The organism is Ulvibacter sp. 2305UL32-6 (genome assembly GCF_058148545.1).
In genome coordinates, this window is record NZ_JBYVKA010000003.1 from 621,921 (window position 1) to 647,726 (window position 25,806).

Annotated in this window: 22 protein-coding genes; 12 read left to right on the plus strand and 10 right to left on the minus strand. The window is 39.8% G+C overall.

The annotated features are described in order from the left end of the window. Window positions 1-10: 10 nt before the first annotated feature. The 10 genes from ACY2RU_RS12550 to hemA are packed head-to-tail and all read right to left on the minus strand — an operon-like array spanning window position 11 to window position 8,052. A complete protein-coding gene (locus ACY2RU_RS12550; protein WP_490138807.1) occupies window positions 11-703 on the minus strand; it encodes a peroxiredoxin family protein in 693 nt (230 codons plus the stop codon). 5 nt (window positions 704-708) lie between these two features. Then, complete coding sequence (hemB, locus tag ACY2RU_RS12555) at window positions 709-1,692, minus strand: porphobilinogen synthase (protein WP_490138808.1); 984 nt, start codon at window positions 1,690-1,692, stop codon at window positions 709-711. Between the two features lie 58 nt (window positions 1,693-1,750). Next, the gene (locus ACY2RU_RS12560; protein ID WP_490138809.1) at window positions 1,751-1,954 is read right to left on the minus strand and encodes a four helix bundle protein; all 204 of its coding nucleotides are present in this window, start codon (window positions 1,952-1,954) and stop codon (window positions 1,751-1,753) included. Between the two features lie 21 nt (window positions 1,955-1,975). Then, window positions 1,976-2,878: an oxygen-dependent coproporphyrinogen oxidase gene (hemF, locus tag ACY2RU_RS12565; RefSeq protein WP_490138810.1), complete on the minus strand. Its 903-nt coding sequence runs from the start codon at window positions 2,876-2,878 to the stop codon at window positions 1,976-1,978. Beyond that, window positions 2,875-3,651 (minus strand): EI24 domain-containing protein, encoded by a 777-nt coding sequence (locus ACY2RU_RS12570; RefSeq protein ID WP_490138856.1) that lies wholly within the window; start codon window positions 3,649-3,651, stop codon window positions 2,875-2,877. The genes hemF and ACY2RU_RS12570 overlap by 4 nt, the downstream gene beginning before the upstream one ends. After that, window positions 3,651-4,139, minus strand: a complete 489-nt coding sequence (locus tag ACY2RU_RS12575) for a DUF6973 domain-containing protein (RefSeq protein WP_490138811.1) — start codon at window positions 4,137-4,139, stop codon at window positions 3,651-3,653. Before ACY2RU_RS12575 ends, ACY2RU_RS12570 begins: the two co-directional genes overlap by 1 nt. After that, window positions 4,136-5,167 (minus strand): uroporphyrinogen decarboxylase, encoded by a 1,032-nt coding sequence (gene hemE, locus ACY2RU_RS12580; protein WP_490138812.1) that lies wholly within the window; start codon window positions 5,165-5,167, stop codon window positions 4,136-4,138. The genes ACY2RU_RS12575 and hemE overlap by 4 nt, the downstream gene beginning before the upstream one ends. Window positions 5,168-5,180: 13 nt before the next feature. Further along, window positions 5,181-5,879 carry a uroporphyrinogen-III synthase gene (locus tag ACY2RU_RS12585; RefSeq protein WP_490138813.1) on the minus strand — a complete coding sequence of 233 codons (699 nt, stop codon included), beginning with the start codon at window positions 5,877-5,879 and terminating at the stop codon, window positions 5,181-5,183. Then, window positions 5,876-6,784, minus strand: a complete 909-nt coding sequence (hemC, locus tag ACY2RU_RS12590) for a hydroxymethylbilane synthase (RefSeq protein WP_490138814.1) — start codon at window positions 6,782-6,784, stop codon at window positions 5,876-5,878. Before hemC ends, ACY2RU_RS12585 begins: the two co-directional genes overlap by 4 nt. Beyond that, window positions 6,781-8,052 (minus strand): glutamyl-tRNA reductase, encoded by a 1,272-nt coding sequence (gene hemA, locus ACY2RU_RS12595; RefSeq protein WP_490138815.1) that lies wholly within the window; start codon window positions 8,050-8,052, stop codon window positions 6,781-6,783. The genes hemC and hemA overlap by 4 nt, the downstream gene beginning before the upstream one ends. 183 nt (window positions 8,053-8,235) lie before the next feature. On the opposite strand from hemA, the gene ACY2RU_RS12600 reads away from it, so the two are divergent. The 12 genes from ACY2RU_RS12600 (at window position 8,236) to ACY2RU_RS12655 (ending at window position 25,798) form a co-directional block, all read left to right on the plus strand. Further along, window positions 8,236-9,132, plus strand: a complete 897-nt coding sequence (locus ACY2RU_RS12600) for a helix-turn-helix transcriptional regulator (RefSeq protein WP_490138816.1) — start codon at window positions 8,236-8,238, stop codon at window positions 9,130-9,132. Window positions 9,133-9,258: 126 nt separating this feature from the next. Continuing rightward, entirely contained in the window at window positions 9,259-10,302 is a 1,044-nt protein-coding gene (gene hemH, locus ACY2RU_RS12605) for a ferrochelatase (protein WP_490138817.1), read from the plus strand. A 3-nt stretch (window positions 10,303-10,305) separates the two neighbouring features. After that, the gene (locus ACY2RU_RS12610; RefSeq protein WP_490138818.1) at window positions 10,306-11,676 is read left to right on the plus strand and encodes an MATE family efflux transporter; all 1,371 of its coding nucleotides are present in this window, start codon (window positions 10,306-10,308) and stop codon (window positions 11,674-11,676) included. A 57-nt stretch (window positions 11,677-11,733) separates the two neighbouring features. Beyond that, window positions 11,734-14,856, plus strand: coding sequence for a WD40/YVTN/BNR-like repeat-containing protein (locus ACY2RU_RS12615; RefSeq protein ID WP_490138819.1), 3,123 nt, complete (start codon window positions 11,734-11,736; stop codon window positions 14,854-14,856). A gap of 7 nt (window positions 14,857-14,863) precedes the next feature. Next, the gene (locus ACY2RU_RS12620; protein WP_490138820.1) at window positions 14,864-15,997 is read left to right on the plus strand and encodes a glycoside hydrolase family 3 N-terminal domain-containing protein; all 1,134 of its coding nucleotides are present in this window, start codon (window positions 14,864-14,866) and stop codon (window positions 15,995-15,997) included. A gap of 68 nt (window positions 15,998-16,065) precedes the next feature. After that, window positions 16,066-16,989: a hypothetical protein gene (locus tag ACY2RU_RS12625; RefSeq protein WP_490138821.1), complete on the plus strand. Its 924-nt coding sequence runs from the start codon at window positions 16,066-16,068 to the stop codon at window positions 16,987-16,989. Between the two features lie 117 nt (window positions 16,990-17,106). After that, window positions 17,107-17,646: a CopD family protein gene (locus ACY2RU_RS12630; RefSeq protein WP_490138822.1), complete on the plus strand. Its 540-nt coding sequence runs from the start codon at window positions 17,107-17,109 to the stop codon at window positions 17,644-17,646. A 75-nt stretch (window positions 17,647-17,721) separates the two neighbouring features. Then, complete coding sequence (locus ACY2RU_RS12635; protein ID WP_490138823.1) at window positions 17,722-19,182, plus strand: sensor histidine kinase; 1,461 nt, start codon at window positions 17,722-17,724, stop codon at window positions 19,180-19,182. A 37-nt stretch (window positions 19,183-19,219) separates the two neighbouring features. After that, complete coding sequence (locus ACY2RU_RS12640; protein WP_490138824.1) at window positions 19,220-20,002, plus strand: enoyl-CoA hydratase/isomerase family protein; 783 nt, start codon at window positions 19,220-19,222, stop codon at window positions 20,000-20,002. A gap of 118 nt (window positions 20,003-20,120) precedes the next feature. Beyond that, entirely contained in the window at window positions 20,121-21,191 is a 1,071-nt protein-coding gene (locus tag ACY2RU_RS12645) for a PA0069 family radical SAM protein (RefSeq protein ID WP_490138825.1), read from the plus strand. Window positions 21,192-21,244: 53 nt separating this feature from the next. Then, window positions 21,245-22,960, plus strand: a complete 1,716-nt coding sequence (locus tag ACY2RU_RS12650) for a helix-turn-helix domain-containing protein (protein ID WP_490138826.1) — start codon at window positions 21,245-21,247, stop codon at window positions 22,958-22,960. Between the two features lie 540 nt (window positions 22,961-23,500). Further along, window positions 23,501-25,798 (plus strand): alpha/beta hydrolase family protein, encoded by a 2,298-nt coding sequence (locus ACY2RU_RS12655; protein ID WP_490138827.1) that lies wholly within the window; start codon window positions 23,501-23,503, stop codon window positions 25,796-25,798. The last annotated feature ends 8 nt before the right edge of the window (window positions 25,799-25,806 follow it).

Sequence of the window (25,806 nt, forward strand, 5' to 3'; positions counted from 1 at the left end):
AGTTATATTATTACAAAGCCGCTTCGATCGCCGCTTCTATTTGTTTACCAATGCCTACCATACCACCCGAAATATACTCTTCAATGGTGCCATCTCTTCCTACGATCACATTGGTTGGATATGCGCCACGCGAAATACTCTGACTAAAATCAGACTCGCTACCCACGATTGGGTATGCAAAGGCATATTTTTCTTGAAAGGTCTTAATTCTGCTTTCCTTTTCAAAAGTAACCGCTGCAAAAACAATATCGGTTCTATCTTTATATTTTAGATAGACAGCATTGAGTTCTGGAACTTCTTTGATGCAGGGCGGACAAGAAGCAAACCAAAAATTAAAAACAACTACTTTTCCTTTGGTCGTTTCTGAAGTGATCAGGTTTCCATCCCGATCGATCAAGTTAAAATAGGGAAGGTTGATGCCGTGAAATTCGCTTTCCATTTCTTCCATCGCGACTTGCACATTTTGCTGATTTTCTGAAAGGGGCAACATCTGAATATACATGACACCATTTGCATCGGTTTTGGGGTCAAAAGTCCATTGATCACTTTCCATAAGACTGATAAAACGGTTTAGTGAAATACGCGTTCCAGCGGTGTCTTTTATGATCGTTTCAGCGTTAATTTGAAGCGTGGGAGTTTCTTGCGCCTCCGTAACATTTACAAAGAAAAATGAAAGAAAAAACAGCAATAACACATTTTTCATACAGCTTAACTTAATAGTTTAACGACGTCTTTTGCAAAATAACTAGCAATAATATTGGCTCCGGCTCGCTTAATGGCTGTTACTTGCTCCATCATCACAGCATCGTGATCTAACCATCCGTTTTGAGCAGCAGCTTTAAGCATAGCATATTCGCCACTTACTTGATAAACGGCGACAGGCACGTCGACAACCTCTTTAATATCGCGCACAATATCCAAATAGCAAAGACCTGGTTTGATCATGACAATATCGGCGCCTTCTTCAATATCCATAAGTGTTTCTTTAATGGCTTCGCTACGATTTCCAGGATCCATTTGATAGGTTTTTTTATCCTTCGGAATATCCTGAATAGCCACAGGAGCCGAATCAAGCGCATCGCGAAACGGACCATAAAATGCCGAAGCATATTTTGCGCTATAACTCATAATACCCGTGTCAACATAGCCTTCCTTTTCTAATAAGGTGCGCATATCAAAGATGCGGCCATCCATCATATCACTAGGCGCTACAAAATCGGCACCTGCTTGTGCGTGCGATGCGGCCATTTGGGCTAAGATCGCTGAGGTTTTATCATTGATGATCTTTCCGTTGTGTACAATTCCATCATGGCCATATTCAGAATAAGGATCTAATGCAACATCGGTCATAACGAGCATTTCGGGAACTGCGTTCTTTACCGTTTTGATTGCACGTTGCATCAAGCCTTGCGGATTAAGTGCTTCGGTTCCTTTGTTATTTTTTAAATTGTCTGGCACTTTTACGAAGAGTAAAACCGATTGTAACCCTAGCGACCATAACTCTTTTACTTCCGCAGAAAGAAGATCTAAACTATAGCGATAGTAGTTGGGCATAGAAGGAATCTCTTCCTTAATGCCTCTTCCTTCAACAATAAATAATGGAACTAGGAAGTCGGCCGGCGTAATGATGGTCTCGCGAACCAAATTCCGAATGGCTTCCGAAGTACGTAATCTTCTATTTCTTCTTAACATGGGTAATAAGTTCTAAGTTTTAAGCGACAAGCTTAAAGTGATTTTTTAATAGTTTTAATTAAAGCAATAATCGGATTAACTCTTTCTGAGTTTCACGGCCACATCCTTCTGCAATGTTAGTCGGTATTGATAAAGTTGCCCTATTTATTTGACTTACAAAGTTAAACTGTTCACTCTTTGGAAAAGAATGAGTAGTTTTATAGACATCAATAACCAACCGGTGTGATTTCTGCCAAACTTTATAATTTCTATAATCAATCAAGCTTTAAACTTTATACTCCAATCACACCCAATTCCTAGGATTCTTTAGGACGTTCAATAATCTTTCTTCTTCGCTTCCGGCTTCAGGATGATGATTATACACCCATTGTACTTTGGGCGGAAGACTCATCAAAATACTTTCTATTCTTCCGTTGGTTTTGAGTCCGAATAACGTTCCTTTATCATGCACTAAGTTGAATTCTACATAGCGTCCGCGTCTAATTTCCTGCCAATTTCGTTGCGCTTCAGTGAATTCAATATCTTTTCTTCGTTCCACAATAGGAACATAGGCTTCGAGAAAGCTGTCACCAACTTCAGTAACAAAATTGTACCATTCTTGCATTGACATTTGGTCTGTGGCTTTTAAATAATCGAAGAAGAGTCCGCCAACACCGCGTCCTTCGCCACGATGTGTATTATAAAAATAATCGTCGCAGCGTTTTTTGTATTCTGAATAAAAATCACTTCCGTGGGCATCGCAAGCATTTTTACACGTTTGGTGAAAGTGTTTAGCATCTTCGTCGAAGAGATAATAAGGCGTAAGATCTTGTCCGCCGCCAAACCATTGATCAACCAATTCACCTTGTGCATTGTACATTTCAAAATAGCGCCAGTTTGCGTGTACCGTGGGAACCATCGGGTTTACGGGATGTAGCACGAGGCTCAATCCGCAGGCAAAAAAGTTAGCATCTTTTACGCTAAAATATTCCTGCATGGTATCGGGAAGCGTTCCGTGAACTTCGCTAATATTGACACCTCCTTTTTCAAAGATATTTCCATTTTCAATGACACGTGTTCTTCCGCCACCGCCTTCAGGGCGTTTCCAAAGGTCTTCTTGAAACATTGCTTTACCATCAATGCTTTCAAGGGTTGCGGTGATCCTGTCTTGTAATTGGTGTATATATTTTACAAACTGTTCTTTCATATTATTTTTTTCTGAAGGTTTTCAGAAGCACGAATAGTACCGTTTACTTGTAATAACTTGATTGTCTCTCTGGATGCTGCCGTTACCGAAAGTGGTAAAACAAGGATAATACCAATCACGGGAATAAAAAGCATGAGCATAAAAACAATACCGTTCCCGATAGCGTATCCGCTATGCTGCCGAACAAATTTTACACTTGTATCATAGTTGTAGTGACGTTCCAATGTATAATCCATGTTACCGAAACCGGCGTAGTATGATTGCACTAGAAAGAGCAATATGGAAGTAATAATATTGACAATTGGGATTAGGCTTAAAATTAAGATCGGTATCGTGAACAGAAGCTCCATTAGTAAATTTCGCACGTTGATGCGAATACCTCGCCAGAGTTGAGATTTAAAGGAAAATTCACTCGCTACATATTCCTTCCCTAAGAGGTGTGCTTCAATTTTTTCTGAAACGGGACTCATAAAAGGCGCACTGAGCGCCATAATTATGTGTTTGTAAAGTACCAGTCCAATAGCAACAACGATCAAGCCGCCAAGGAAATCGCCAATAGACCGAAATGTTTCGCTACCCCACTCCCAAAACCATGCTTTAGCAATAAGACCACCAATATCGTCGCTCAAACCCCAAGCCGCAAAGCCAATACTTGTTGCTGTAAGGAGACTAATGAGTACAGGTACACCAAAATACTTCCATAAGCCTAAGGTGCTTATAAGTTTAAATGTGCCGCCATAGGCACGAATTCCTTTAAATATGTTTTTAAAAATCATGCTTCTAAATAAACAAATCGATTGCGAGCACTTTCAATTTCTTTAACTGAATCTATTTGTATGGCCTCGTCAATTTTTGATTCAAGATACTTAATAATTTCGTCTTCATTTTGACCCAAGGTATTTAAAAAACAGATCCTGCCCACACCATTGTTATGTAAATCCATCGCGCTGTCCAACATTTCATTTTGGGTCACTTTTTCATACAAATGGGTCACTTTTTGAGCCCAAAGAACACTTTTTTGCTTGTTTTTGGTCATTTTCATTGCCTTTTGGCAAATCAGTATATTCCATAATGCATGACGAAATGCATTTGCTTTATTCCTTCCGTGATGTGAGTTTCCGTAGCGGGCATTGCAAATTTTAAACGTTTGTTTTGTAGCGCGCAACGTTGGTATAATGAGTAATGGTTTTTTCAGAAAAACAACACTAAGTCTTGCTAACTGACCAATGCTTAAGACGCGTATTCGTGCCCAAAGTCTCAAACCTCAGCCTTGTATTCCTTCACCGCCTCAATAAAAGCGCCTGCATTTTCTAATGGAATATTTGGTAAAATTCCATGCCCCAGATTAACGATATAACGATCTTTCCCAAATTCATTGATCATTTGAGTGACCATTTTTTTAATTTCTAAAGGCGGACTAAAAAGTCGAGTGGGATCAAAATTTCCTTGTAGCGTGATCTTACCTCCCGTGAGGTAGCGTGCATTTCTAGCAGAACATGTCCAATCGATCCCTAAGGCCGAAGCGCCACTTTTTGCCATAGTGTCTAAGGCAAACCAACATCCTTTTCCGAAAGCGATCACTGGCGCATCATCTTTTAGTGCATCAATGATCTGTTGGATATATTGCCATGAAAATTTTTGATAATCGGTAGGTGAAAGCATGCCGCCCCAGCTGTCAAAAACCTGAACCGCATCCACACCAGCCTTTACTTTTTCCTTTAAATACAAAATGGTGGTATCTGTTATTTTCTGAAGCAACTCATGCGCCGCAACAGGTTGCGTAAAGCAAAACTCTTTGGCTTTATCAAAATTTTTGCTGCCTTGACCTTGCACACAATAACATAAGATAGTCCACGGACTCCCAGCAAAACCAATCAATGGGATCTCATCATTTAATTTTTCTTTGGTCATTTTAATGGCTTCCATCACATACCCTAAGGTTTCGTGAATGTCTGGAACAATGACCCGCTCTAGGTCCTTTTGTGTTCTAATAGGAGAAGGTAACCACGGACCTACATTGGGTTTCATTTCAACCTCAATATTCATCGCTTGTGGAATTACCAGAATGTCGCTAAACAAGATGGCTGCGTCCATTCCATACCTGCGAATGGGCTGTACGGTAATTTCACTGGCCAATTCGGGGGTTTGACAACGGGTAAAGAAATCATATTTTGCCTTGATCTCCATAAATTCTGGAAGATATCGCCCCGCTTGACGCATCATCCAAACGGGTGGACGATCAACAGTTTCACCTTTTAAAGCTCGTAAGAATAGGTCGTTTTTTATCATATCTAAATGTTAACTACTGGCCTTTAGCCATTAGCTGTTTTTTATAGTTGTAATTTATCGCACGCTCAATAATACTCTCTACTGAAGGATTCTCGGCAACCACAACATTTTTAAAATATTTTTTTGCTTCGGAAGCGGTAGTGTCACCAATACAGATTGCCGATGTACTGCCTTTGTGCACTTGTTGCGCAATCGCTTTATCATTTAAGTTGGATTTACTAAAACTTTCCACTCCACTCGGACTAAAAAACAGGATTCCGTCCCATTTTTTATCAAATTCGACCAAATTGAGTTGTGTTTCGTATGTTTTTACTTCGAAAAGCGTGATTTTTGACTTTTTTAGTTTTTCAGGAATGATATCTCTTCGCAAGTTTCCACAAAAGAAATAAAAAGTATCATTTTTGCGATTTTCGACTATAAAATCGGCTAATTCATGGCCATAATTATAGCTTTTGATCACTTTTTGTCCTTTTTCTTCCAAAAGCTGCTTGGTCTTTTCGCCGACGCAAAAACAGTTTTTAATGGTGATTTGAGTAAAATCTATTGAACGAACAGCATTCTGACTCGTAAAAATGGCATTTTCCACTTCCGAAGGCAATATAACATTCAAGAAATCAATCGAAATAGCATCATAATCGGTGAGCGAAATATTTGTTTCACCAAAATGTGCTTTTTGAGCTTCATTTAATTTCTTGGTGGAAAGCAAATTCATAAGTCTCTTTTAATATCGGCCATCAATTCGCGACCTCCATTTTGAAGAATTTCTTGAGCACAGGTCCTTCCGAAATCATTAAATTTGGCTACTCCAATCACTTTTTCAATCTCGAGTTTGGTCTGCCCATCTAAAGAGCATAAGATCCCTTTTAGCTGAATACTATCGTCAACAATCGTTGCTAAAGCGCCAATAGGTGCAGTACAACCGCCTTCTAATTCGCGTAAAAAATCACGCTCAACCTGTGTGCAAATGTGCGTTTGAGTGTCGTTTAATTTTTTTGTGGCTTCACAACTGTACAGATCATTTTCTAAGGCCACAATAACCATTGCGCCTTGCGCGGGCGCGGGAATCATCCAATCAAGGGATGTGTGATTTTCTGGAAGTACTTTTATGCGTTCTAAACCGGCTTTTGCAAAAATAGCACCTTCCCAAGAATTGGTAGTCAATTTTTCCAAACGGGTGTTTACATTTCCGCGGAGATCAACTACAGTATGATGTGGATAACGATGTAGCCATTGCGCTTTACGGCGTAGGCTTCCTGTTGCAATGGTACACGACTTTGTAAAATCGGTCACCCCTTTTTCCACCAAAATATCAAGTGTTGAGGCTCTTGGTAATACGGCTGTTTGGACGATACCCTTTGGAAGTGCCGTTGGAACATCTTTCATGCTATGCACGGCAATGTCAACGGTTCCATTGAGCATGGCAATATCTAAAGTCTTAGTAAAAATGCCCGTAATGCCCATTTCGTACAGCGGTTTATCCAATACCAGATCGCCAGTCGATTTTACAGGAACTAGCACGGTTTCATACCCTTGCTCACGGAGCTGGTCTTGAACCGTATGTGCTTGCCAAAGTGCTAACTGGCTGTCACGAGTACCAATGCGAATCACTTTGCTCACAGCTCTTGGGGTTTAATTTGAAAAACGCTTTGAATAAGTGCGACGCTTTCATCGGTCGAAATTCGGTCGTCCTTTAAATGATTAGCGAAGTGTGTGGTGATCTTTTGAATTATCCGATTACTGATGATCTCTGCTTGTTCTTCGTTAAAATCGGTTAGTTTTCTACGCTGATTGTCAATTTCCCCAGCTTTGATCTCAAAAAGTTTGGTTTTTAAAGCCTTGATTGTTGGCGCAAATTTCCTGTTTTGAGCCCAAAGATTAAATTCGGTCTCTACCTGAGAGATAATTTTTTCTGCTAAAGGAATCTGAGAGGCACGGTGTGCCAAGGTCTGATCGGTCACCTGAGACAATTCATCGAGATGTACTAAGGTGACCCATTTATTTTCTTTTACATCTTCGGAAACGTTCTTCGGAATAGAAAGATCGATGATGAGTAAGGGTTTCTTTAGGTATAATAACTCGTTTGAAATAGTAGGTTTTTGAGCTCCAGTGGAAACAAAAAGGATATCCGACTGCGCAATTTCACTTTGAATATTTGCGTAATCTTTTACAACTAAGTTAAACTTGCCAGCAACCTCTTCGGCTTTGATCTTGGTTCGGTTAACAAGTGTAATATGTTCGTTTTTGGTGTGCTTTACAAGGTTTTCACACGTATTGCGGCCAATTTTCCCTGTTCCGAAGAGTAAAATATTCTTTTCTGAAACATAAGGAACACGAGCCAATACATATTGAACGGCAGCAAAACTAACCGACGTCGCCCCTGAAGAGATCTCGGTTTCGTTTTTAATTTTTTTGCTTGCCTGAATCACTGCATTAACCAAACGCTCCATAAACGGATTCATCAAGCCTAACTTTTTTGAAAGTCGGAAGCTTTTGCGCAACTGACTGATAATTTCAAAGTCGCCTAAGATCTGACTGTCTAAGCCGGTACCCACTTTAAATAGATGTGAAACAGCTACCTTATTTTTATGAATGTAAGCTACTTTTTCAAATTCCTCAACCGAACCATTGGTGTGCTCACAGAGTAATTTTATTAGTTGAAAGGGATGTTCGGCAAAGCCGTATAGTTCGGTGCGATTGCAGGTAGAAATAACGCTGAGGCTTGGAATACCTTCATCTTTTGCCTGTAGTAGTATATTTTTTAGAGCGGTTTCAGAAATACTAAAATGCCCACGAATAACGGCGTCAGCTTTTTTATAGTTGAGACCGATGGCGTAAAAATTGCCTTCGTTTTGTTGAATAGGTAAACTGATATCGTTATTTTTCATCTGCGACGATGCAAAAGTAGAAGAAGCAAATTGTAAAAAGTAACGCTAGCGGTATGATTAATGTCGCTGTCTGTTAATTTATGCTAAAAAAATCATGATTTGCTATAAATCCTTTAATTTCGGTGCTTCAAATAGGTTTTTAACACTTGTTGTTTAGAATAATTCTAAATAAAACTAAAAAAGATGGAAAAGATTTTCGAAAAAAATGTCGCTCAAGGCTTTTATGAGGAAACAATCATAGAGGAAGGTTTTTTTATTCTGAAGTTTAATAATGATACTACTGAAAATCAATTATTTAAACGCGAAGTTAGTGCGCATTTTGTTCAGTTTCATTTCTGTTTAAAGGGCGGGGCTTATTTTATTTTTAATGACGGAAATTACAAACTGCCTATTTCCGAAGAAACCTCGCTGCTCCTTTACAATCCGCAGCGTGATCTGCCAATTGAAATTTCGGTTGAGCCGCAATCCTGGATCATTTCCGTGCTTTTACCTATTGCCAAGTTTCATAGTTTGTTTTCTTCCGAAGCCAATTATATCACCTTTTTAAGTGACGAGAATAAGGACCGAAAATATTATAAAGACGGTTCTATTTCGCCATCCATGGCAATTGTACTTAACCAACTCATGAACTACAACTTGCACGCTTCGGTAAAACCGCTCTATTTTAAAGGAAAGGTGTATGAATTGTTAAGCCTGTATTTTAACCGTCCAGCCGATGCAGATACCGAGCAATGTCCGTTTTTGGTTGACGAAGAAAATGTGGCAAAAATTAAAAAGGCGAAACAGATCATTATTGCGCGTATGGCCGAACCGCCGACACTTCAGCAGCTTTCCGAAGAAATTAATTTGCCTTTAAATCGTTTAAAAGAAGGTTTTAAACAGATTTATGGAGATTCGGTTTTTAGTTTTTTATTCGACTATAAAATGGAAGTGGCCAGACAATTACTTGCTACTGGATCACATAATGTCAATGAAGTTGGTTTAAAAGTAGGGTACAGTACATCCAGTCATTTTATCGCGGCTTTCAAGAAAAAATTTGGCACAACACCCAAAAAGTTTTTAATGGGTTTAAGTTCGTAAGGCACTGCCAATACGGCGATAGAATTTATATATATGCGAACAATTATAAGTACTTTGGTAAGTCGTATTTTTGTTCTGAAAAAGAAAAAGATTAATTAAAGAAATTCCTGTTCTGGGAAAAAAGCTATGAAAAAAGGAGTACTTCTTGTCAATTTAGGATCGCCAGACAGCACGAGTCCGAAAGACGTAAAAAAGTATTTAGATGAATTTTTGATGGATCCTCGTGTGATTGACGTGCCGCGTTGGGCACGCATTCTTTTGGTCCGCGGAATTATCTTAAACACACGACCTAAACAGAGCGCTAAAGCCTATCAAAAAATATGGTGGGAAGAAGGTTCACCGTTGATCGTACTTTCAGAAAGACTAAAAGAAAAAGTACAGCAAAAAACAACAGCACCCGTGGCATTAGCGATGCGCTACGGAAGCATGACCCTAAAAAAAGGCCTTCAAGAATTGGTAGATCAAGGGGTAGATGAAATATTAACCATTCCGCTTTATCCACAGTTCGCGATGGCAACTACAGAAACCATCGATGTAAAAGTTGCCGAATTGCGCGACGCCTTTTTTCCGCAGTTAAAAATTAGTTCGCTCCCTGCTTTCTATGGTAAAAAGGACTATATCCAAGTGCTTTCTAAAAGCATCGGCGAGAAGCTTAAAGATCTTGACTACGACCATATCTTATTTAGCTATCACGGTGTTCCCGAAAGACATATCAGAAAAAGTGACATTACCAATGGAAATTGCCAAATGGATGGGAAATGTTGCTTCAAAATGGGCTCTCCACAGCATGAGTTTTGCTATAGACATCAATGTGAGATAACCACAGTCAATGTAGCAAAATATCTCAAACTAGAGCGCGGAACCTACTCGACTACTTTTCAATCCCGACTCGGTTTTGATCCGTGGTTGCAGCCGTATACAGACCGTACGATAGAGCGTATGGGAAAACAAGGTGTCAAAAAAATGGTAGTGGTGACACCGGCCTTTGTAAGTGATTGTTTAGAAACGCTCGAAGAGATCGCCATGGAAGGGGAAGAAATTTTCCACGAAGTAGGCGGCGAAGAATTTACAGTGATCCCGTGCTTAAATGATCGCGATGATTGGGCGCAAGTACTGGCAAATTGGATTGATACCTGGCGTATTGTGGATGTAGAAACCGCGATTGCCTAATTGATGGAGAAGAAAGCAAACAGTTTAGGAACTGATTCTATAAGCAGTTTGTTGATCAAACAAGCTGTTCCAGCCTCTATTGGTATTTTAGTGATGTCGCTAAATATGATCGTTGATACGATTTTTGTTGGGCGGTGGATCGGTCCGTTGGCGATCTCAGCCATAACGGTTGTTATTCCGGTTACCTTTTTTATTGCTGCTATTGGTTTGGCGGTTGGAATTGGCGGTAGTTCTGTGTTATCCCGTGCTTTGGGCGCTAATAATCCAACGAAGGCGCTTCGTGTCTTCGGAAACCAAGTAACCCTCACTTTTTTAACTTCAGGGCTTTTGGCCATTTTAGGCCTGATTTTTCAAGATTATTTGATCGAATTCTTTGGTGCCGATGACTCTTTTAAAGAGCTGGCACTTACCTATTATCGCATCGTGCTTTACGGTATCGTAATGCTCGCCATGTGCATGATGGGAAACAATGTTATTCGCGCTGAAGGGAAACCCAAATTCGCGATGTACGCCATGCTCTTACCAGCGATCGCTAATATTTTTATGGATTATGTGCTTATCAATGTGATGGGCTTTGGTATGGAAGGTGCAGCTTGGGCGACCTTTATAAGTTACTTTATATGCTTTGCATTTATCTTTTGGTTCTTTATTGCAAAAAGTGAACTCAGACTGAAGTGGGAATCGTTTAAGCTTCAAAAAAGAATTGTTTCAGAAATTAGCGGACTCAGCTTTGTGACGCTGGCCAGACAAGGAACTATTGCAGTACTTACCATTTTATTAAACAATGTGCTTATTACCTATGGTGATGCGCTCGATGTGGCGAGCTACGGAATTATTAGCAGGATGCTCATGTTCGCATTATTCCCTGTAATTGGCGTTAATCAAGGCTTTTTGCCTATTGCTGGGTTTAATTATGGCGCGGAAAAATTTCAACGCGTTCGAGAGTCTATTAATACATCGATTAAATATTCAGGCGCGCTGGCCTTATTGATATTTGCTGTTATTATGATTTTTGCGCCTCAATTGGTATCAATATTTATTAGTAATTCTGAAAGTTTAGATGCACAAACCTTGGCAAATAATGCCGAAATTCTAGAAAGAACGCCAAACGCCTTACGATGGGTTTTTGCGGCAACGCCTGTGATCGTAGTGCAACTTATTGGTGCGTCCTATTTTCAAGCCATCGGAAAGGCCGTACCCGCTTTACTCTTAAGCCTAACTAAACAAGGTTTCTTTCTTATTCCTTTTATTATAGTACTTCCAACGTTTTTTGGCGTATTTGGTGTGTGGATCTCGTTTCCTATTGCCGATGTACTTTCAACCATCGTTACGGCTTACTATCTTAATAAAGAGGTTAAGAAAATGGTGCGGTGAGTTTTATTTAAAGCTGAGGAACTCCTATCTTTAAGGAAACTTTTCAAATCGTATTTCATGAAACGCTTATTTTCTCCCTTCCTTCTCCTTTGTAGTATTTTTTTCTTCGGAATTCATTCAGAAATCATCCAAGCCCAGTCGTATGATGAAGCGCTTTACAGCGGTTTAGAGTATAGGCTTGTTGGGCCGCATCGTGGCGGAAGAAGCGCCGCTGTTACCGGCGTTCCGGGAAAACCGAACTTATTCTACTTTGGTTCCACAGGTGGTGGAATCTGGGAAACTAAAAACGGTGGACGCACTTGGAAAAATATCTCAGATGGTTATTTCGGTGGCTCCATTGGCGCTATTGAAGTAGCCGAAGATGATCCCAATGTGATCTATGTGGGCGGTGGCGAAAAAACCGTTCGTGGTAATGTTTCCTCAGGATACGGACTCTGGAAGTCTGAAGATGCAGGAAAAACGTGGGAAAGCGCGGGGCTGAAGAACAGTCGGCATGTACCGCGCATCGCGATCCATCCCAAAAACCATAATATCGTCTACGCTGCAGTACTCGGTAATATTTATAAGCCAACACAAGATCGAGGCGTTTACAAAAGTACCGACGGCGGAAAATCATGGCGTAAAACGCTATTTGCTAATGAAAATGCGGGAGCGGTTGATCTTCTGTTAGACCCTAATAATCCTAGAATTTTATATGCTTCCACATGGAATGTTCGCAGAACCCCGTATAGCTTAAGTAGTGGCGGTGATGGCTCTGCCCTTTGGAAAAGTACCGATAGTGGAGAAACATGGAAAGAAATTTCAACCAATAAAGGTTTTCCAACAGATACATTAGGAATTATAGGGGTTACTGTTTCCCCAGCCAATAGTGACCGCGTTTGGGCAATAGTTGAAAATAAAGAAAAAGGAGGCGTTTACCGCAGTGATGATGGTGGCGAAACATGGAAAATGATCAATAGTGAACGAAAGTTGCGACAACGCGCTTGGTATTATACACGTATTTATGCCGACCCTAAGGATGAAGATGTGATGTATGTCTTAAATGTTCGCTATCATAAAAGTACGGATGGAGGAAAAAGCTACGAAACATATAACGCACCACACGGCGATCATCACGATCTTTGGATCGCCCCCGAGGATCCAGACAGAATGATCATTGGGGATGATGGCGGAGCTCAAATTACATACGACGGTGGTGAAACGTGGAGTACTTACCACAATCAGCCCACAGCGCAGTTTTATCGGGTGACTACAGACGATGCGTTCCCGTATCGTATTTATGTTGCGCAGCAAGACAATTCAACCCTTCGTATTCCACATAGAACCGAAGGTAGAAGTATTGATGATACCGATTGGGAAGAAACCGCGGGAGGTGAAAGTGCCCATATTGCTGTCGATCCAAAAAATAATGATATTGTTTATGGCGGAAGTTATGACGGCTTTCTTACACGATATAATCATACAAAGAATACGGTTCGTAGCGTGAGTGTTTGGCCAGACAATCCTATGGGACATGGCGCGGAAGACATGAAATACAGATTTCAATGGAATTTCCCCATTTTCTTTTCACCACACAATCCGAATAAACTCTACACCGCGTCCAACCATTTGCACGCAACTACCAATGAAGGGGAAAGCTGGGAAACAATTAGCCCAGATCTTACCCGCAATGATCCTTCGAAGTTAAAATCGTCTGGCGGACCCATTACACAAGATAATACGTCGGTAGAATACTATTGTACCATTTTTGCGGCAGCCGAGTCACCAATCACCGAAGGATTGCTTTGGACGGGTAGTGATGATGGTTTGGTTCATGTTTCACGTGACGGCGGTAAAAATTGGGATAATGTGACTCCAAAAGGGATGCCCGAGTGGATGATGATCAATAGTGTGGAACCTTCGGTTTTTGATGCAGGGACCTGTTATATTGCAGGAACGAAATATAAAACAGGTGATTTCGCTCCGTATTTGTATAAGACAAACGACTACGGAAAAACATGGAAAAAGATCACCAATGGGATTGATGGAGAACATTTTACACGCGTAGTACGAGAAGATAAGAAGCAAAAAGGATTATTATACGCCGGTACGGAAACGGGCATGTATATTTCGTTTAATGATGGAGCCAATTGGCAAGCCTTTCAGCTAAATTTGCCCATTGTTCCTATTACCGACTTGGCAGTTAAAGACAATAACCTAATTGTTGCAACCCAAGGGCGAAGCCTTTGGATCATCGATGATCTAACAGTTATTCACCAATTGGCAAATGCCAAAGGCAAGGGTAATTATCTTTTCAAACCAAAAGATACGTATCGTATGGGCGGTCGCTCACGAGAAGGATCTTTAACGAGTGGTACCAATCACCCAAGTGGCGTGATGACCTATTTTAATTTGAGTGACCCAACCGACAAACAAGTGACTTTGAGTTATTTGAATATGCGGAATGATACCATTCAAAAGTTCAGTACAAAGGTCGATAAAGAAAAAAATATCCAAGAACTTTCAGTAGAAAAAGGAGCTAATTTTCATACGTGGGATATGCGCGGAAAAGGAGCAGAACGCCTTGACGGAATGATCCTTTGGTGGGCTAGTACCGATGCGCCTCAAGCGGTGCCGGGGTCATATCAGGTTGTATTGGAAGTGGAAGGCCAGCCTGCATTAAAACAAACCTTCAACATTGTACCGGATAAAAATGCGGAAACAGATGTGGCAGGCATGCAGCAGCAATTCGACTTTATCACGAGTGTGAATGAAACGGTGAATAACGCTCATATGTCTATTAAAAACATCCGCAAGATCAATGAGCAGCTCGGGGCTTTTCAGAAGCAATACAAAGAGAACGAAGAGGTAAAAGATCTGGTGGAAAAAGCGAAAACCCTGAGTGAGCAATTTTCAGAAATAGAGAAAGCACTGTATCAAACCAAAAATCGCAGCGGACAAGATCCGTTGAACTTCCCCATCAAATTGACAAATAAGTTAGCGCATTTAAACAGTTTGGTAGGAATGGATGACTTTCCGCCAACAACGCAAGATATTGCGGTTAAGAATGAGCTCACACAGCAAATTAATGCCGAACTGGTTAAATTTGACAAGCTGGTTTCCGAAGAAATTAAAGCTTTTAACGCAGCCTTTAACAGCAAACAATTGAATTATTTGTTTGTGGAGGAAGTAAAGAACTAATGTTTCTATGAATAGAATTTTTATACTCTTTTTTGGGGTCTTTTTTACGGTTAATGCACAATCACAAACGTTTTCATTAGATAATTTCTATGCATATGATCCGGTGTTGGAACATACCGTCGATACCATATTTCAGGCAATGAACGATACCACGCGCGTGGCGCAGATGATCGTGACTTCGGCGGGAGAACTTGGAAAGCCACAGAAAGTTGTTTATAAATTAGCAGAAGAAAATAAACTTGGCGGTGTTGTTTTTCTGAAAGGAACCAAGCCAAATCATAAACAGATGATCGATAGTTTGGATCGTATTTCAGAAGAGAATGGTCAACTGCCATTACTTTTTTCTATTGATGCTGAGCCTAGCCTGTTTAACGGTCGCTTGCAAGGCACCGAAGATGTGATGAACACTATCGATATTAAAACGCTTGCGGAAAGCGACTCTATTGCAAGAATCATTAATAAGCATTTGTTGGAAGTTGGTTTTCGTCAGAATTTTGCACCTGTCGCTGATGTGAGTCCGGGGAACGAAGCGATCAAGAATAGAAGCTTCGGAAATAGTAAAGACACGGTTGTGGGGTTAAGTAAACAATTTATCAAAACAACACAATCACAAGGGATCATTGCGACGGCAAAGCACTTTCCGGGTCATGGATTGGTATCGGGTGACACCCATAAAAAATCGGTTTTTATTGACGGTCCGTTGCAGGAACTTGACGTATATCCGCCGCTTATTGAAGCGGGTGTGCTCTCCATCATGATGGCGCATATTACCATCACGAATAATGAAAAGTATGATACAAATGAGCTGCCAGCTAGTTGTTCCCGAACGATTGTAACCGATCTGCTCAAAAATGAACTCGGTTTTAAAGGACTTGTCATTACGGATGCGCTAAATATCATGAAAGCTGTCACGATCATTGATAACGCGCCGCTACTAGCTTCAAAAGCGGGTTGTGATATGTTATTGATGCCCATTGATGAGGGTAAAACCATAGCGTCCATTCTTGCTGAAATGGAGCAGGATGAAGACTATAAGCATCAGGTGTATCAATCGGTGAAGAAAATAATTCGGTTGAAGCTGTGTTTGGGGTTGATTCAACCGAAAGCAACTATAGTGACTTCGGAATTTTCCGAAGAATAATGTATTATGCATCAAATTATAAGCTAAACATTCAATATTTTATCCTTCTAAGCAATGCTGCCAAAATCATGAAAAACACTATTCTCTATCTGTTTTTACTTTTGCTTCTAGGCGTCTTTGTCAGTTGTAAGAATTCGGAAAAAACAAAAATAGAGCCAGTAGGCACGCAAGGTGTAATTATACCTTTCGAATTAACCAAATACAATAACATCAAGATCAAGACCGTGCTAAATGGAACAGACAGTCTCGATTTAAAATTCGATTCGGGAACAACAGGATTGCTTTTGACGCATCAAGCGATTAAGGAAAAGACAAATTTGCTAAGCGATGGAAAAGAAAGTACACCTACACAGAATTATGTAAAACTTGATTCTTTGGCGAAGCTTCAAATAGGAAAACTTACGTTTGATGATTTAGAAATTTACCCAGTTCTTCATTCAGGTCAGGAAACGGATGGCAGATTTGGTTGGGATTTGTTTGCAGATAGAATTGTAATTTTGGATTATGATAAAATGCAAATGATCATTCAGGATGGGCTACCAGATGTGAGTGCTTTTACTAAATCTAAGTTGAACAAGGTCAAAACAGTTCTCTGCTTAGACGGAAAAATTAGTATAAAGAACAAAGATTATAAGAGTCGTTTCTTGTTTGATACAGGATACCAAAAAGCCTTGTTGTTAGATAGTATAATCATGTTTGAACAGTCATTCCCTAAAGACTTACGCCTCATTAAAAAAAACCAACTACGAAATGGAGCTGGGGAGATTTTTATTACGGAAGTTGTAGAATTACCGCAATTAACCATAGGGAATCAGGTTATAACGAAAGTGCCAACGCAATTATTAAATAAAGCCAATCCAGCAGGGTTTAAAACTCACATTTTAGGCAATGAATTATTAAAGCGATTTAATACGGTATTAGATTTAAAACAAGGTTATATCTATTTCCAAAAAAACAGCTTATTTGATCAAAAGTATAGTGACGCATCCTAAAATTAATATAGGTATTGTGCTAAACTGAAAAGTTAATGGTTTATTAGGTGCGAGGTTTTATGCACAAGACGGAGGTTTTCTATACCTTTACCGCTAGAAAATTGATCACTTTCCCACATGGAATATAATTATATAAAGTCACTTCATTTAATATTTGTGATCACCTGGTTTGCCGGACTATTTTATATTGTTCGGTTGTTTGTTTACCAGATCGAAGCCACAAAAAAGGAGTCGCCAGCACGTGAGATTTTAGGAGAACAGTACAAGATCATGACCAAGCGTCTTTGGTATATTATTACATGGCCTTCCATGATCTTAGCGCTCGTGTTTGCCATTTGGCTGCTCGTGCTTCGTCCATTTTGGATCACCGATGCTTGGATGCAGGTAAAATTAGGGTTTGTGGTGGCGTTAATAATCTATCATATTAAATGTCATCAGATCTTTAAGGCGCATCAACGTGATGTTTATAAACATTCGTCCAATTTTATGAGGTTATTTAATGAAGGAGCCACCATTATTTTATTTTCAGTGGTGTTTTTAGTTATTCTGAAAAATGCTATCAACTGGATCTATGGAGTGATTGGGATTATACTTTTTTCGGTACTGATCATGCTAGGTTATAAATTCTACAAGCGTCTTCGGGAAGGAACTAAGTAGATCGCTCGAGCAAGTAATGAGTAACTTAAGAACAAATGGCGTAATTATTGTTAACTTTCCGAAGTAAAAGTCACTATGAATCTTAGCACCAAATCCTTACGCAGTCGTATTTTTATTTCCATGCTTCTTTTGGTGATCTTGGCATCGATCCTGATCGCTGCAGTGACGGTTTATCAATATCGTGAAGAAGCAGAAGATTACCACAGAGAACGTTTACAACGAAAGGAAGCGAATATTCGTGAAAATATTGGATTTGTACTGGATGACACCACATTTCCTGTTGAAACCGAATATATTCCACTGATTTTTAAGCAAAAAATTTATGAGATCAAGGCAACACATAACCTCGAACTCTATTTATATGATCTTGACGGAAAACTTCTAAAAGCATCAAAGGCTTCATTTATTAGAGATGAACATGCAGAGCAAATTCCGGCTTATGTAATGGAGGCGCTAGAAGCATCATCTACCAAGAGCTTTGTGCAAACTTTTGAGGAAGAGGGGCAACAATACCAATCTTCATACACCTATATCACCGATAATTATTTTAAGCCAATTGCCATTCTCAACCTGCCTTATATTGAAGATGATGGTTTTATTAAAAGAGAGCTAAAGGAAAGCCTCACACGACTTGGTTTCGCCTATATTATTATGATCGGGATAGCCATTGTTTTTGCTTATTTTTTATCAAAATATATAACGCGTTCGGTAAATGAAGTGAGTGATAAGATCACTCGAACTCGCTTGGATCAAAGAAACAAAAAGATCACTGTTTCAAACACACCAGATGAAATTTCAACACTTATCAATGCGTATAACAGCATGATCGATGAATTGGAAAATAGCGCTGCGCAGTTAGCCGCCAATGAACGGGAAGCGGCTTGGCGGGAAATGGCAAAACAGGTGGCTCACGAAGTTAAAAATCCGTTGACACCAATGCGTCTTACAGTGCAGAGTTTTCAACGTAAATTTGACCCTACAGATCCGTTGATCAAACAAAAAGTAGCCGAGTATAGTACAACACTTATTCAGCAAATTGATATCATGAGTAATATTGCTTCAGCATTTTCAAATTATGCAAAAATGCCTGCACAAAAAGATGAAACACTAGATGTAGTGAGCATTACCAAATTAGCGCTAGATATCTTTAACGAACCGTTTATCTATTTTTCTTCGGAAGCAGAACAGGTGATCGCGAAGTTTGACAGAACGCAATTGATCAGGGTTATTACCAATTTGGTTAAGAATAGTATTCAGGCAATTGAACAGCGCAAACCAGAAGATCCGAAAATTGAGGTACATGTTATTGAAGAACCAGAGCATGTGGCAATAACAATTATGGATAATGGCGGGGGGATTTCGGAAGAAAACAGCATTAAAGTATTTGAACCTAAATTTACGACCAAGACAAGCGGAATGGGACTTGGCTTGGCAATGGTGAAAAATATTGTGGAAACCTATGGAGGTGTGATCACTTTTACTTCGGAAGAAGGATCTGAAACCACTTTTACCGTTCGTTTTCCGAAGCAATTGTAGGAATTTCTGTAATTTTACTATTAAAAGCCAAAAGATCATGACCTACAAAAATATACTTACCGAAGATTACAATGGTATTACTAGAATTACCATCGATCGTCCCTCTAAACTGAACGCCCTCAACATCGAAACTATTAGTGAATTACATCACGCACTCAACGATGCCGATACGGCTTCGGCTATCAATGTAATTATTATTACAGGAAGCGGTGAAAAAGCTTTTGTTGCAGGAGCAGATATTAGTGAGTTTGCCGATTTTTCTGTTGCTCAAGGGGAAGAACTCGCCGCACAGGGCCAAGCTAAACTATTCGATTTTATTGCGCATCTCTCAACACCCGTGATTGCAGCGGTCAACGGTTTTGCGCTAGGTGGCGGACTCGAACTCGCCATGGCAGCACATTTTAGAATAGCGAGTGAAAATGCTAAAATGGGCTTGCCAGAAACTTCTTTGGGGGTTATTCCCGGTTATGGCGGAACACAGCGTTTACCGCAGTTGGTGGGTAAAGGACGCGCTATGGAAATGATCATGACCGCAGGTATGATAGATGCCAATCAGGCGCTACAGTACGGATTGGTAAATCATGTGACAACTTTGGAAGAATTGCTTCCGTTCACTGAAAAAATTGCCGGAAAGATCATGCGTAACTCACCCGTCGCTATAAAAGCCGCTATTGAAGCTATTAACGCTGGATATGAAGCGGGAGAAAATGGTTTTGATGCAGAGATAACTCAATTTGGGAAATGCTTCGGCACAGCTGATTTCCATGAGGGTACACAAGCCTTTTTAGAGAAAAGAAAGGCGCAGTTTCCTGGGAAGTAATTTATGAATAAAACGCCATTGGCGATATAACTTACAAACACATTTGGAATTTTTCCATATTAAATAGGAATTTTTCCAATATTGAATTAATTTAGTGCTTCACTAGATTCAATTCACTTTGTCAGATACCTATCAAAAGGGCCGTGGTGCCCAAAAGAAAATTCACAATAAATTTTTCGAGCTGTCGCACGAGCTTCGTGATGATTACTTAAATCATTGTGCGCAAGAAGGAGATGCGCCTGAAAAAAACACCACCGAATATTTAGACATCTTCCCGAAAACTTTTGTCAATAAAGTAGATAGTCCCGACGTTGGTATGGGCTTTTCTGCCAATCCGTATCAAGGTTGCGAGCATGGTTGTGTGTATTGCTATGCGCGTAATAGCCACCAGTATTGGGGTTACGGCCCAGGATTAGACTTTGAGCGCAAGATCTTGGTAAAGAAAGGTGCTCCAAAATTATTAGAACATCATATCACGAAGAAATCTTGGGAGCCACATCCCATTGTTTTTTCGGGCAATACAGACTGCTATCAGCCCATAGAACGCAAATTGGAAATCACGCGGAAATGTTTGGAAGTAATGCTAAAATGGAAACATCCTGCAGGGATCATTACCAAGAACAGTCTCATTCTTCGGGACTTGGATATCCTTTCGGAAATGGCAAAACTGAACATTATTCAGGTGAATATTTCGATCACCTCTCTTTCCGAAGAAACACGACGATTGCTGGAACCAAGAACGGCAACCATTAAGCAGCGTCTAAAGGCGGTTGAGGTACTTTCGGCAAACAATATTCCAGTACGCGTCATGATGGCGCCCATCATTCCTTCGCTTAACAGTCACGAAATTCTTCCTTTGGTAAAACGTGTGGCCGAAGCAGGAGCCCAAGAGGTTGCCTATACGGTGGTCCGACTTAACGGGCAAATAGGTGAGATCTTCACCGATTGGGCACATAATACGATTCCAAATAAGGCGCAACGAATTCTCAATCAGATCGCTGAATGCCACGGCGGAAATCTCAACGACAGCCATTGGGGACGACGTATGCGTGGGGAAGGAACCATTGCAACACAAATTAAGGATACCATGCAATTGGCGCGAAGAAAATATTTAAAGGATAAGAAGCTCACTGCCTTAGAAGGTTCACATTATCTTCAGCTTAAAAACCCGCAAACGCGTCTTTTTTAAATGATATATTTGCAAAAGCGTTACAATTGTGTTTAAAACGCTACTTATTAGTCATGAAACAGTATTGTTTGTCTTTTTTGTTATTTGCCATCATTGCTACGGGTTTTTCTCAAAAATCAGGAGCGCTTGTTGATCTGCCTTTTGAAAGTATTAAAGACACTATAGACACCTATCGCTTTTCAGACTTCTCTAAGGCCATGGTCGCAGTAGAAGCCTATATTTTAAAGGCGCAAAAGGAAGGTGATCCTGAAAATGAGTGGATAGGGCTGGAGGCAAAAGCGAGCACGCACTATCTGAGACGCAATTTTAAAGAAGCAAATCAGGTTGCCTATGAGATGATCGATTTTGCGAAAGCCAATCACTTGGTAACTTTAGAGATAAGATCTTATCTATTTGCTGGAGATATGCAGCTAATCGCAACCACGATGAAGACTCGCTTAGGGCTTTATAACCAGGCTTTAGATCTTGCTGAAGAACACGGCGATGAAAGGATGCGTGAAAGGGCGCTTAATAAAATAGCCGATGTGATGGAAATGGGAGAATCTTATGAAGATTCAAGAGCCATTCGAAAAAAAACCTTAGAGATTTACGAGAATAAGCCTCTGGACACAACCTACACCGAGGCTGTTAAGAACGGAACGCTAATTTATGGATATACGAGATTGGTTACGTCATTTCTTCAGGAAGATGCTCTCGATTCGGTTAAAAAATACGCGGCAAAGATTAATGAACTTTCACTTAAAGAGGTCGATAGTTGTTACCAGTCGTACCGATTTTTAGTGCAAGCCGAAATCGATCTTAAAGAAAATAATTTTGTCAGTTCACGAAAGAATTTTGAGAAAGCCTATAGTATTTGTGCGGTAGATTATGATCTACTGTATTTAAATAAGGCCTACAGCTTGGGTTCAGTTGATATTGCTGCTAAAAATTACCCAAATGCCATCCGAATTTTACAACAAGCACTAGATAATTACCAAGTGAAACCCGAAGAAGAGGGTTTTATGGATGATTATTATGAAAAATTGGCGGAGGCCTACAAGCAGACAGGCGATTTTGAACGTGCGAGTTACTATTTTGAAAAATATTTGACAACACAAGAGCGCTTTGTTGAAATGAAAGCCGATGCTAAAGAGGCTTTTCTAGAAGAAGAACGCACACGGTTTAAAAGCGATTTTGAAGCACTTAAAATTGAAAAAGAAAAGAGCCAAAATTATATAACCTATCTATTATTAGGGGCTTCGGTCATTATTTTGGTCTTGTTATTCTTTCTTCTGAAATTCTACCGAACAAAAAAGCAGAATGAGGCAAAGTTTGAAGCGCTTCTTCAGAAGATAAAAAAAGCAGAGCAATCCAAAGATATTATTGATACACGAGATGCGGTTTTAGAAGAAAAAAATAGCAGTGATGTGCCGGAAGAGACCAAACAGCATATTCTCGATGGACTCAAAAAATTGGAGGCAAAAGAATATTTCTTACAGCAAGATTGTAATTCGTATAATGTTGCCAAAAAGATCAATACCAATACATCGTATCTTTCTAAAGTGATCAATGCGCACTACGGAAAGAATTTTAATACCTATATCAACGATCTTAGAATTAACTACGCCATCGTTCGTCTAAAGAATGATGTCATTTTTAGATCGTATAGCATTCAATCTATCGCCGAAGAACTCGGTTATAAGAGTGCAGATTCGTTTACTAAATACTTTAAAAAAGACACCGGGCTTAATCCTTCATTCTATATCAAGGAGATCAAAAATATAGCTTAAATCACGCGTTTACGACCTAAATTTATAAATTTAGGGTTGTGGCGATCTTCCTTTTATTTTTCTTCGGAAATAACACCAAATCCCTTTATTTACAACGCACGACGTCATTTTTAAAGTCCCCTATTTTTCCAAAACTAGGGAGGCTTCCTTTTTATATAGGTGATTTATCTCGCAAGTTTGCTTCAGAAAACAATCACACTCCCAAAACAACTGGGAACTAAAAATAAACCGATATGAGAAACACAGCAAAACAAAACAGATGGTCAGAAGCAATTGGATGGGGTATATGGATTTATTTCATCATTGCTTTTTATCTCCACAGCAATTTTAATCACTAACAGTTGGTATATGGCACAAAAAAATAAAACCGTAAAACGAATTCAACTCATCAAATTTGGCATAGGAATTATTGCAGGAATCGCTATATACCTATGTATTTCATTAATCTTTTAAACCGAAAATATCATGATAACAATCGCAGAATTAGTATTCAACTTTGTCATCTCAATTTTTTAAACGAACCACTAAAAAACAACAACTATGAAAAAACTATATCACTTATTTACAATCTGTATCGCCATGGCTTTTGCAACCGTGATGCAGGCACAAACTCCTAATGGATCTTATAGCGGAACGCTACAAGTACAAGGGATGGAAATGGAACTAATTTACAACTTTAGTCAAACCGATGAAGGATTAACAGCCACAATGGATGTTCCTATGCAAGGAGCTACCGGAATTGAAATGGATACCGTAATTTTGGAAGATCAAAACGTGACCATCACTTCTGCTAAACTGAAAATGAAATATTCAGGAACGCTTTCCGAAGCAGGTATTGAGGGAACGTACGAGCAAATGGGGCAATCATACCCGCTAAACTTAAAGAAAACTGTGAAGACAAAGCCAGGAAACACATCCCTACCTTCTACCGATGCAGAAATGAGTGCCTTGGGCGCCATGGAAACCGGTTCATACAAATACTCCGTAGCCGATTATTTTAAAACACCTGAAGCCTTTTCGTTTCAGCTATCTGCCAATGGTAAATACATTTCATATATGAAACGCCGCGATACTGGCGAGCGGGATCTCTTTATTAAAAGCACAGAAACTCAGCAAGAAACACTACTTATCAAGCAGGAAGAAGATCTTATTAGAGGTTATACGTGGGTTAATAACGACCGTCTTTTATATTTACAAGATAAAGGTGGCGATGAAAACTATCACTTGTTTGGAGTCGATATTTCGGGAGCCAATAAAAAGGAGCTTACGCCTTATGATGGCGTTCGTGTAAATATTATTGCCGGTCTAAAAGAGGACGAAGATCACGTGATCGTGCAAATGAACAAAGACAATTTACAGCAGGAAGAACCTTATCGCCTAAATGTGAATACAGGAGAGGCTACAAAGCTTTATACCGTTGCTGAAGGTGAACCACCTGTAAGTGGCTATAACTTTGACCGCAAAGGAAACTTGCGGGCTGTAAACCGTATTGTTGACGGGATCAAATCTGAAATATTATACAATATAGATGGTGAGTTTAAGTCAATACTTATAACTGAATTTGGAGACACCTTTGCAATTAGCTCGTTCAATCCAAATACAGAAAATCCAGATGATGCGTATGTACTTTCTAACTTAGGAACCGATAAGCTAGAAATTCAACTATATGATCTTAAAAAGAATAAGAAGATCAAAACTGTTTTCAGCAATGATACGTTTGATGTTTCAGGGATCTCGCTTTCGCGGAAACGTAACTACGAGGTTGACTATTTCTCGTATACTGGAGAGAAAACGAAGATCATTCCGCAAAGTAAGGCGTATAAAAAAGTATATGATCGCCTCAAGAAAGAGTTTGGAGACAAGCAATTTTATACCGTAGATCGTACCGATGAAGAAGATCAATATTTAGTTGCTGTTACTAGTGATAAGATCGTTGGAGAGTACTATGTGTACGATACCAAGAAAGATACAGTGACACTTTTGTACAAATTGTTACCACACTTGAAAGCTGAAGATATGGCTTCAATGAAGCCTATTTCGTTTACAAGTCGCGACGGACTCAAAATTCACGGGTATATCACACTTCCTACGGGATACAAAAAAGGACAACAGGTTCCATTAATTGTAAATCCACATGGTGGTCCACAAGGACTTCGTGATACTTGGGGTTTTAACCCAGAGGCGCAATTATTTGCAAGCCGCGGATATGCTACGCTACACGTAAACTTTAGAGTTTCGGGTGGCTACGGAAAAGAATTCTTAAAGGCAGGCTTTGGTCAGATTGGCCGAAAAGCCATGGATGACGTTGAAGATGGTGTAGATTATGTGATCGAACAAGGAATGGTCGATAAAGACAATGTAGCGATCTACGGTGGAAGCCACGGGGGTTATGCTGTATTGCGAGGAATGACCAAAACACCTGAAAAATACGCTTGTGGCGTTGATTATGTAGGTGTAAGTAACTTATTTACGTTTATGGATACCTTTCCTCCCTATTGGGAAAAGTATCGTGCTTTGATGGAAAAAATCTGGTACAACCCAAACAATCCAGAAGAAAAGGCGATTATGGAAGAGATTTCACCAGCTTTACACGTTGATAAGATCACCAAGCCATTATTTGTAGTGCAAGGTGCAAATGATCCGCGAGTGAACATCAATGAAGCAGATCAGATCGTTGAAAGTTTGCGTGCACGCGGAGTAGCCGTTCCGTATATGGTAAAGTATGATGAAGGACATGGTTTTGGAAAGGAAGAAAACCGTTTAGAGTTGTATCAAGCGATGATGGGCTTTTTTGCACAACACTTAAAAGTAGAAAAAACTACACCTATAAAAGGATAGGAAGCACA

Excerpts from the sequence above, each read along its gene's own strand:
- ACY2RU_RS12550 (WP_490138807.1), bottom strand. The coding sequence starts at position 703 with ATGAAAAATGTGTTATTGCTGTTTTTTCTTTCATTTTTCTTTGTAAAT.
- hemB (WP_490138808.1), bottom strand. The coding sequence starts at position 1,692 with ATGTTAAGAAGAAATAGAAGATTACGTACTTCGGAAGCCATTCGGAAT.
- hemF (WP_490138810.1), bottom strand. The coding sequence starts at position 2,878 with ATGAAAGAACAGTTTGTAAAATATATACACCAATTACAAGACAGGATC.
- hemE (WP_490138812.1), bottom strand. The coding sequence starts at position 5,167 with ATGATAAAAAACGACCTATTCTTACGAGCTTTAAAAGGTGAAACTGTT.
- ACY2RU_RS12585 (WP_490138813.1), bottom strand. The coding sequence starts at position 5,879 with ATGAATTTGCTTTCCACCAAGAAATTAAATGAAGCTCAAAAAGCACAT.
- hemA (WP_490138815.1), bottom strand. The coding sequence starts at position 8,052 with ATGAAAAATAACGATATCAGTTTACCTATTCAACAAAACGAAGGCAAT.
- ACY2RU_RS12600 (WP_490138816.1), top strand. The coding sequence starts at position 8,236 with ATGGAAAAGATTTTCGAAAAAAATGTCGCTCAAGGCTTTTATGAGGAA.
- hemH (WP_490138817.1), top strand. The coding sequence starts at position 9,259 with ATGAAAAAAGGAGTACTTCTTGTCAATTTAGGATCGCCAGACAGCACG.
- ACY2RU_RS12610 (WP_490138818.1), top strand. The coding sequence starts at position 10,306 with ATGGAGAAGAAAGCAAACAGTTTAGGAACTGATTCTATAAGCAGTTTG.
- ACY2RU_RS12615 (WP_490138819.1), top strand. The coding sequence starts at position 11,734 with ATGAAACGCTTATTTTCTCCCTTCCTTCTCCTTTGTAGTATTTTTTTC.
- ACY2RU_RS12620 (WP_490138820.1), top strand. The coding sequence starts at position 14,864 with ATGAATAGAATTTTTATACTCTTTTTTGGGGTCTTTTTTACGGTTAAT.
- ACY2RU_RS12625 (WP_490138821.1), top strand. The coding sequence starts at position 16,066 with ATGAAAAACACTATTCTCTATCTGTTTTTACTTTTGCTTCTAGGCGTC.
- ACY2RU_RS12630 (WP_490138822.1), top strand. The coding sequence starts at position 17,107 with ATGGAATATAATTATATAAAGTCACTTCATTTAATATTTGTGATCACC.
- ACY2RU_RS12635 (WP_490138823.1), top strand. The coding sequence starts at position 17,722 with ATGAATCTTAGCACCAAATCCTTACGCAGTCGTATTTTTATTTCCATG.
- ACY2RU_RS12640 (WP_490138824.1), top strand. The coding sequence starts at position 19,220 with ATGACCTACAAAAATATACTTACCGAAGATTACAATGGTATTACTAGA.
- ACY2RU_RS12650 (WP_490138826.1), top strand. The coding sequence starts at position 21,245 with ATGAAACAGTATTGTTTGTCTTTTTTGTTATTTGCCATCATTGCTACG.
- ACY2RU_RS12655 (WP_490138827.1), top strand. The coding sequence starts at position 23,501 with ATGAAAAAACTATATCACTTATTTACAATCTGTATCGCCATGGCTTTT.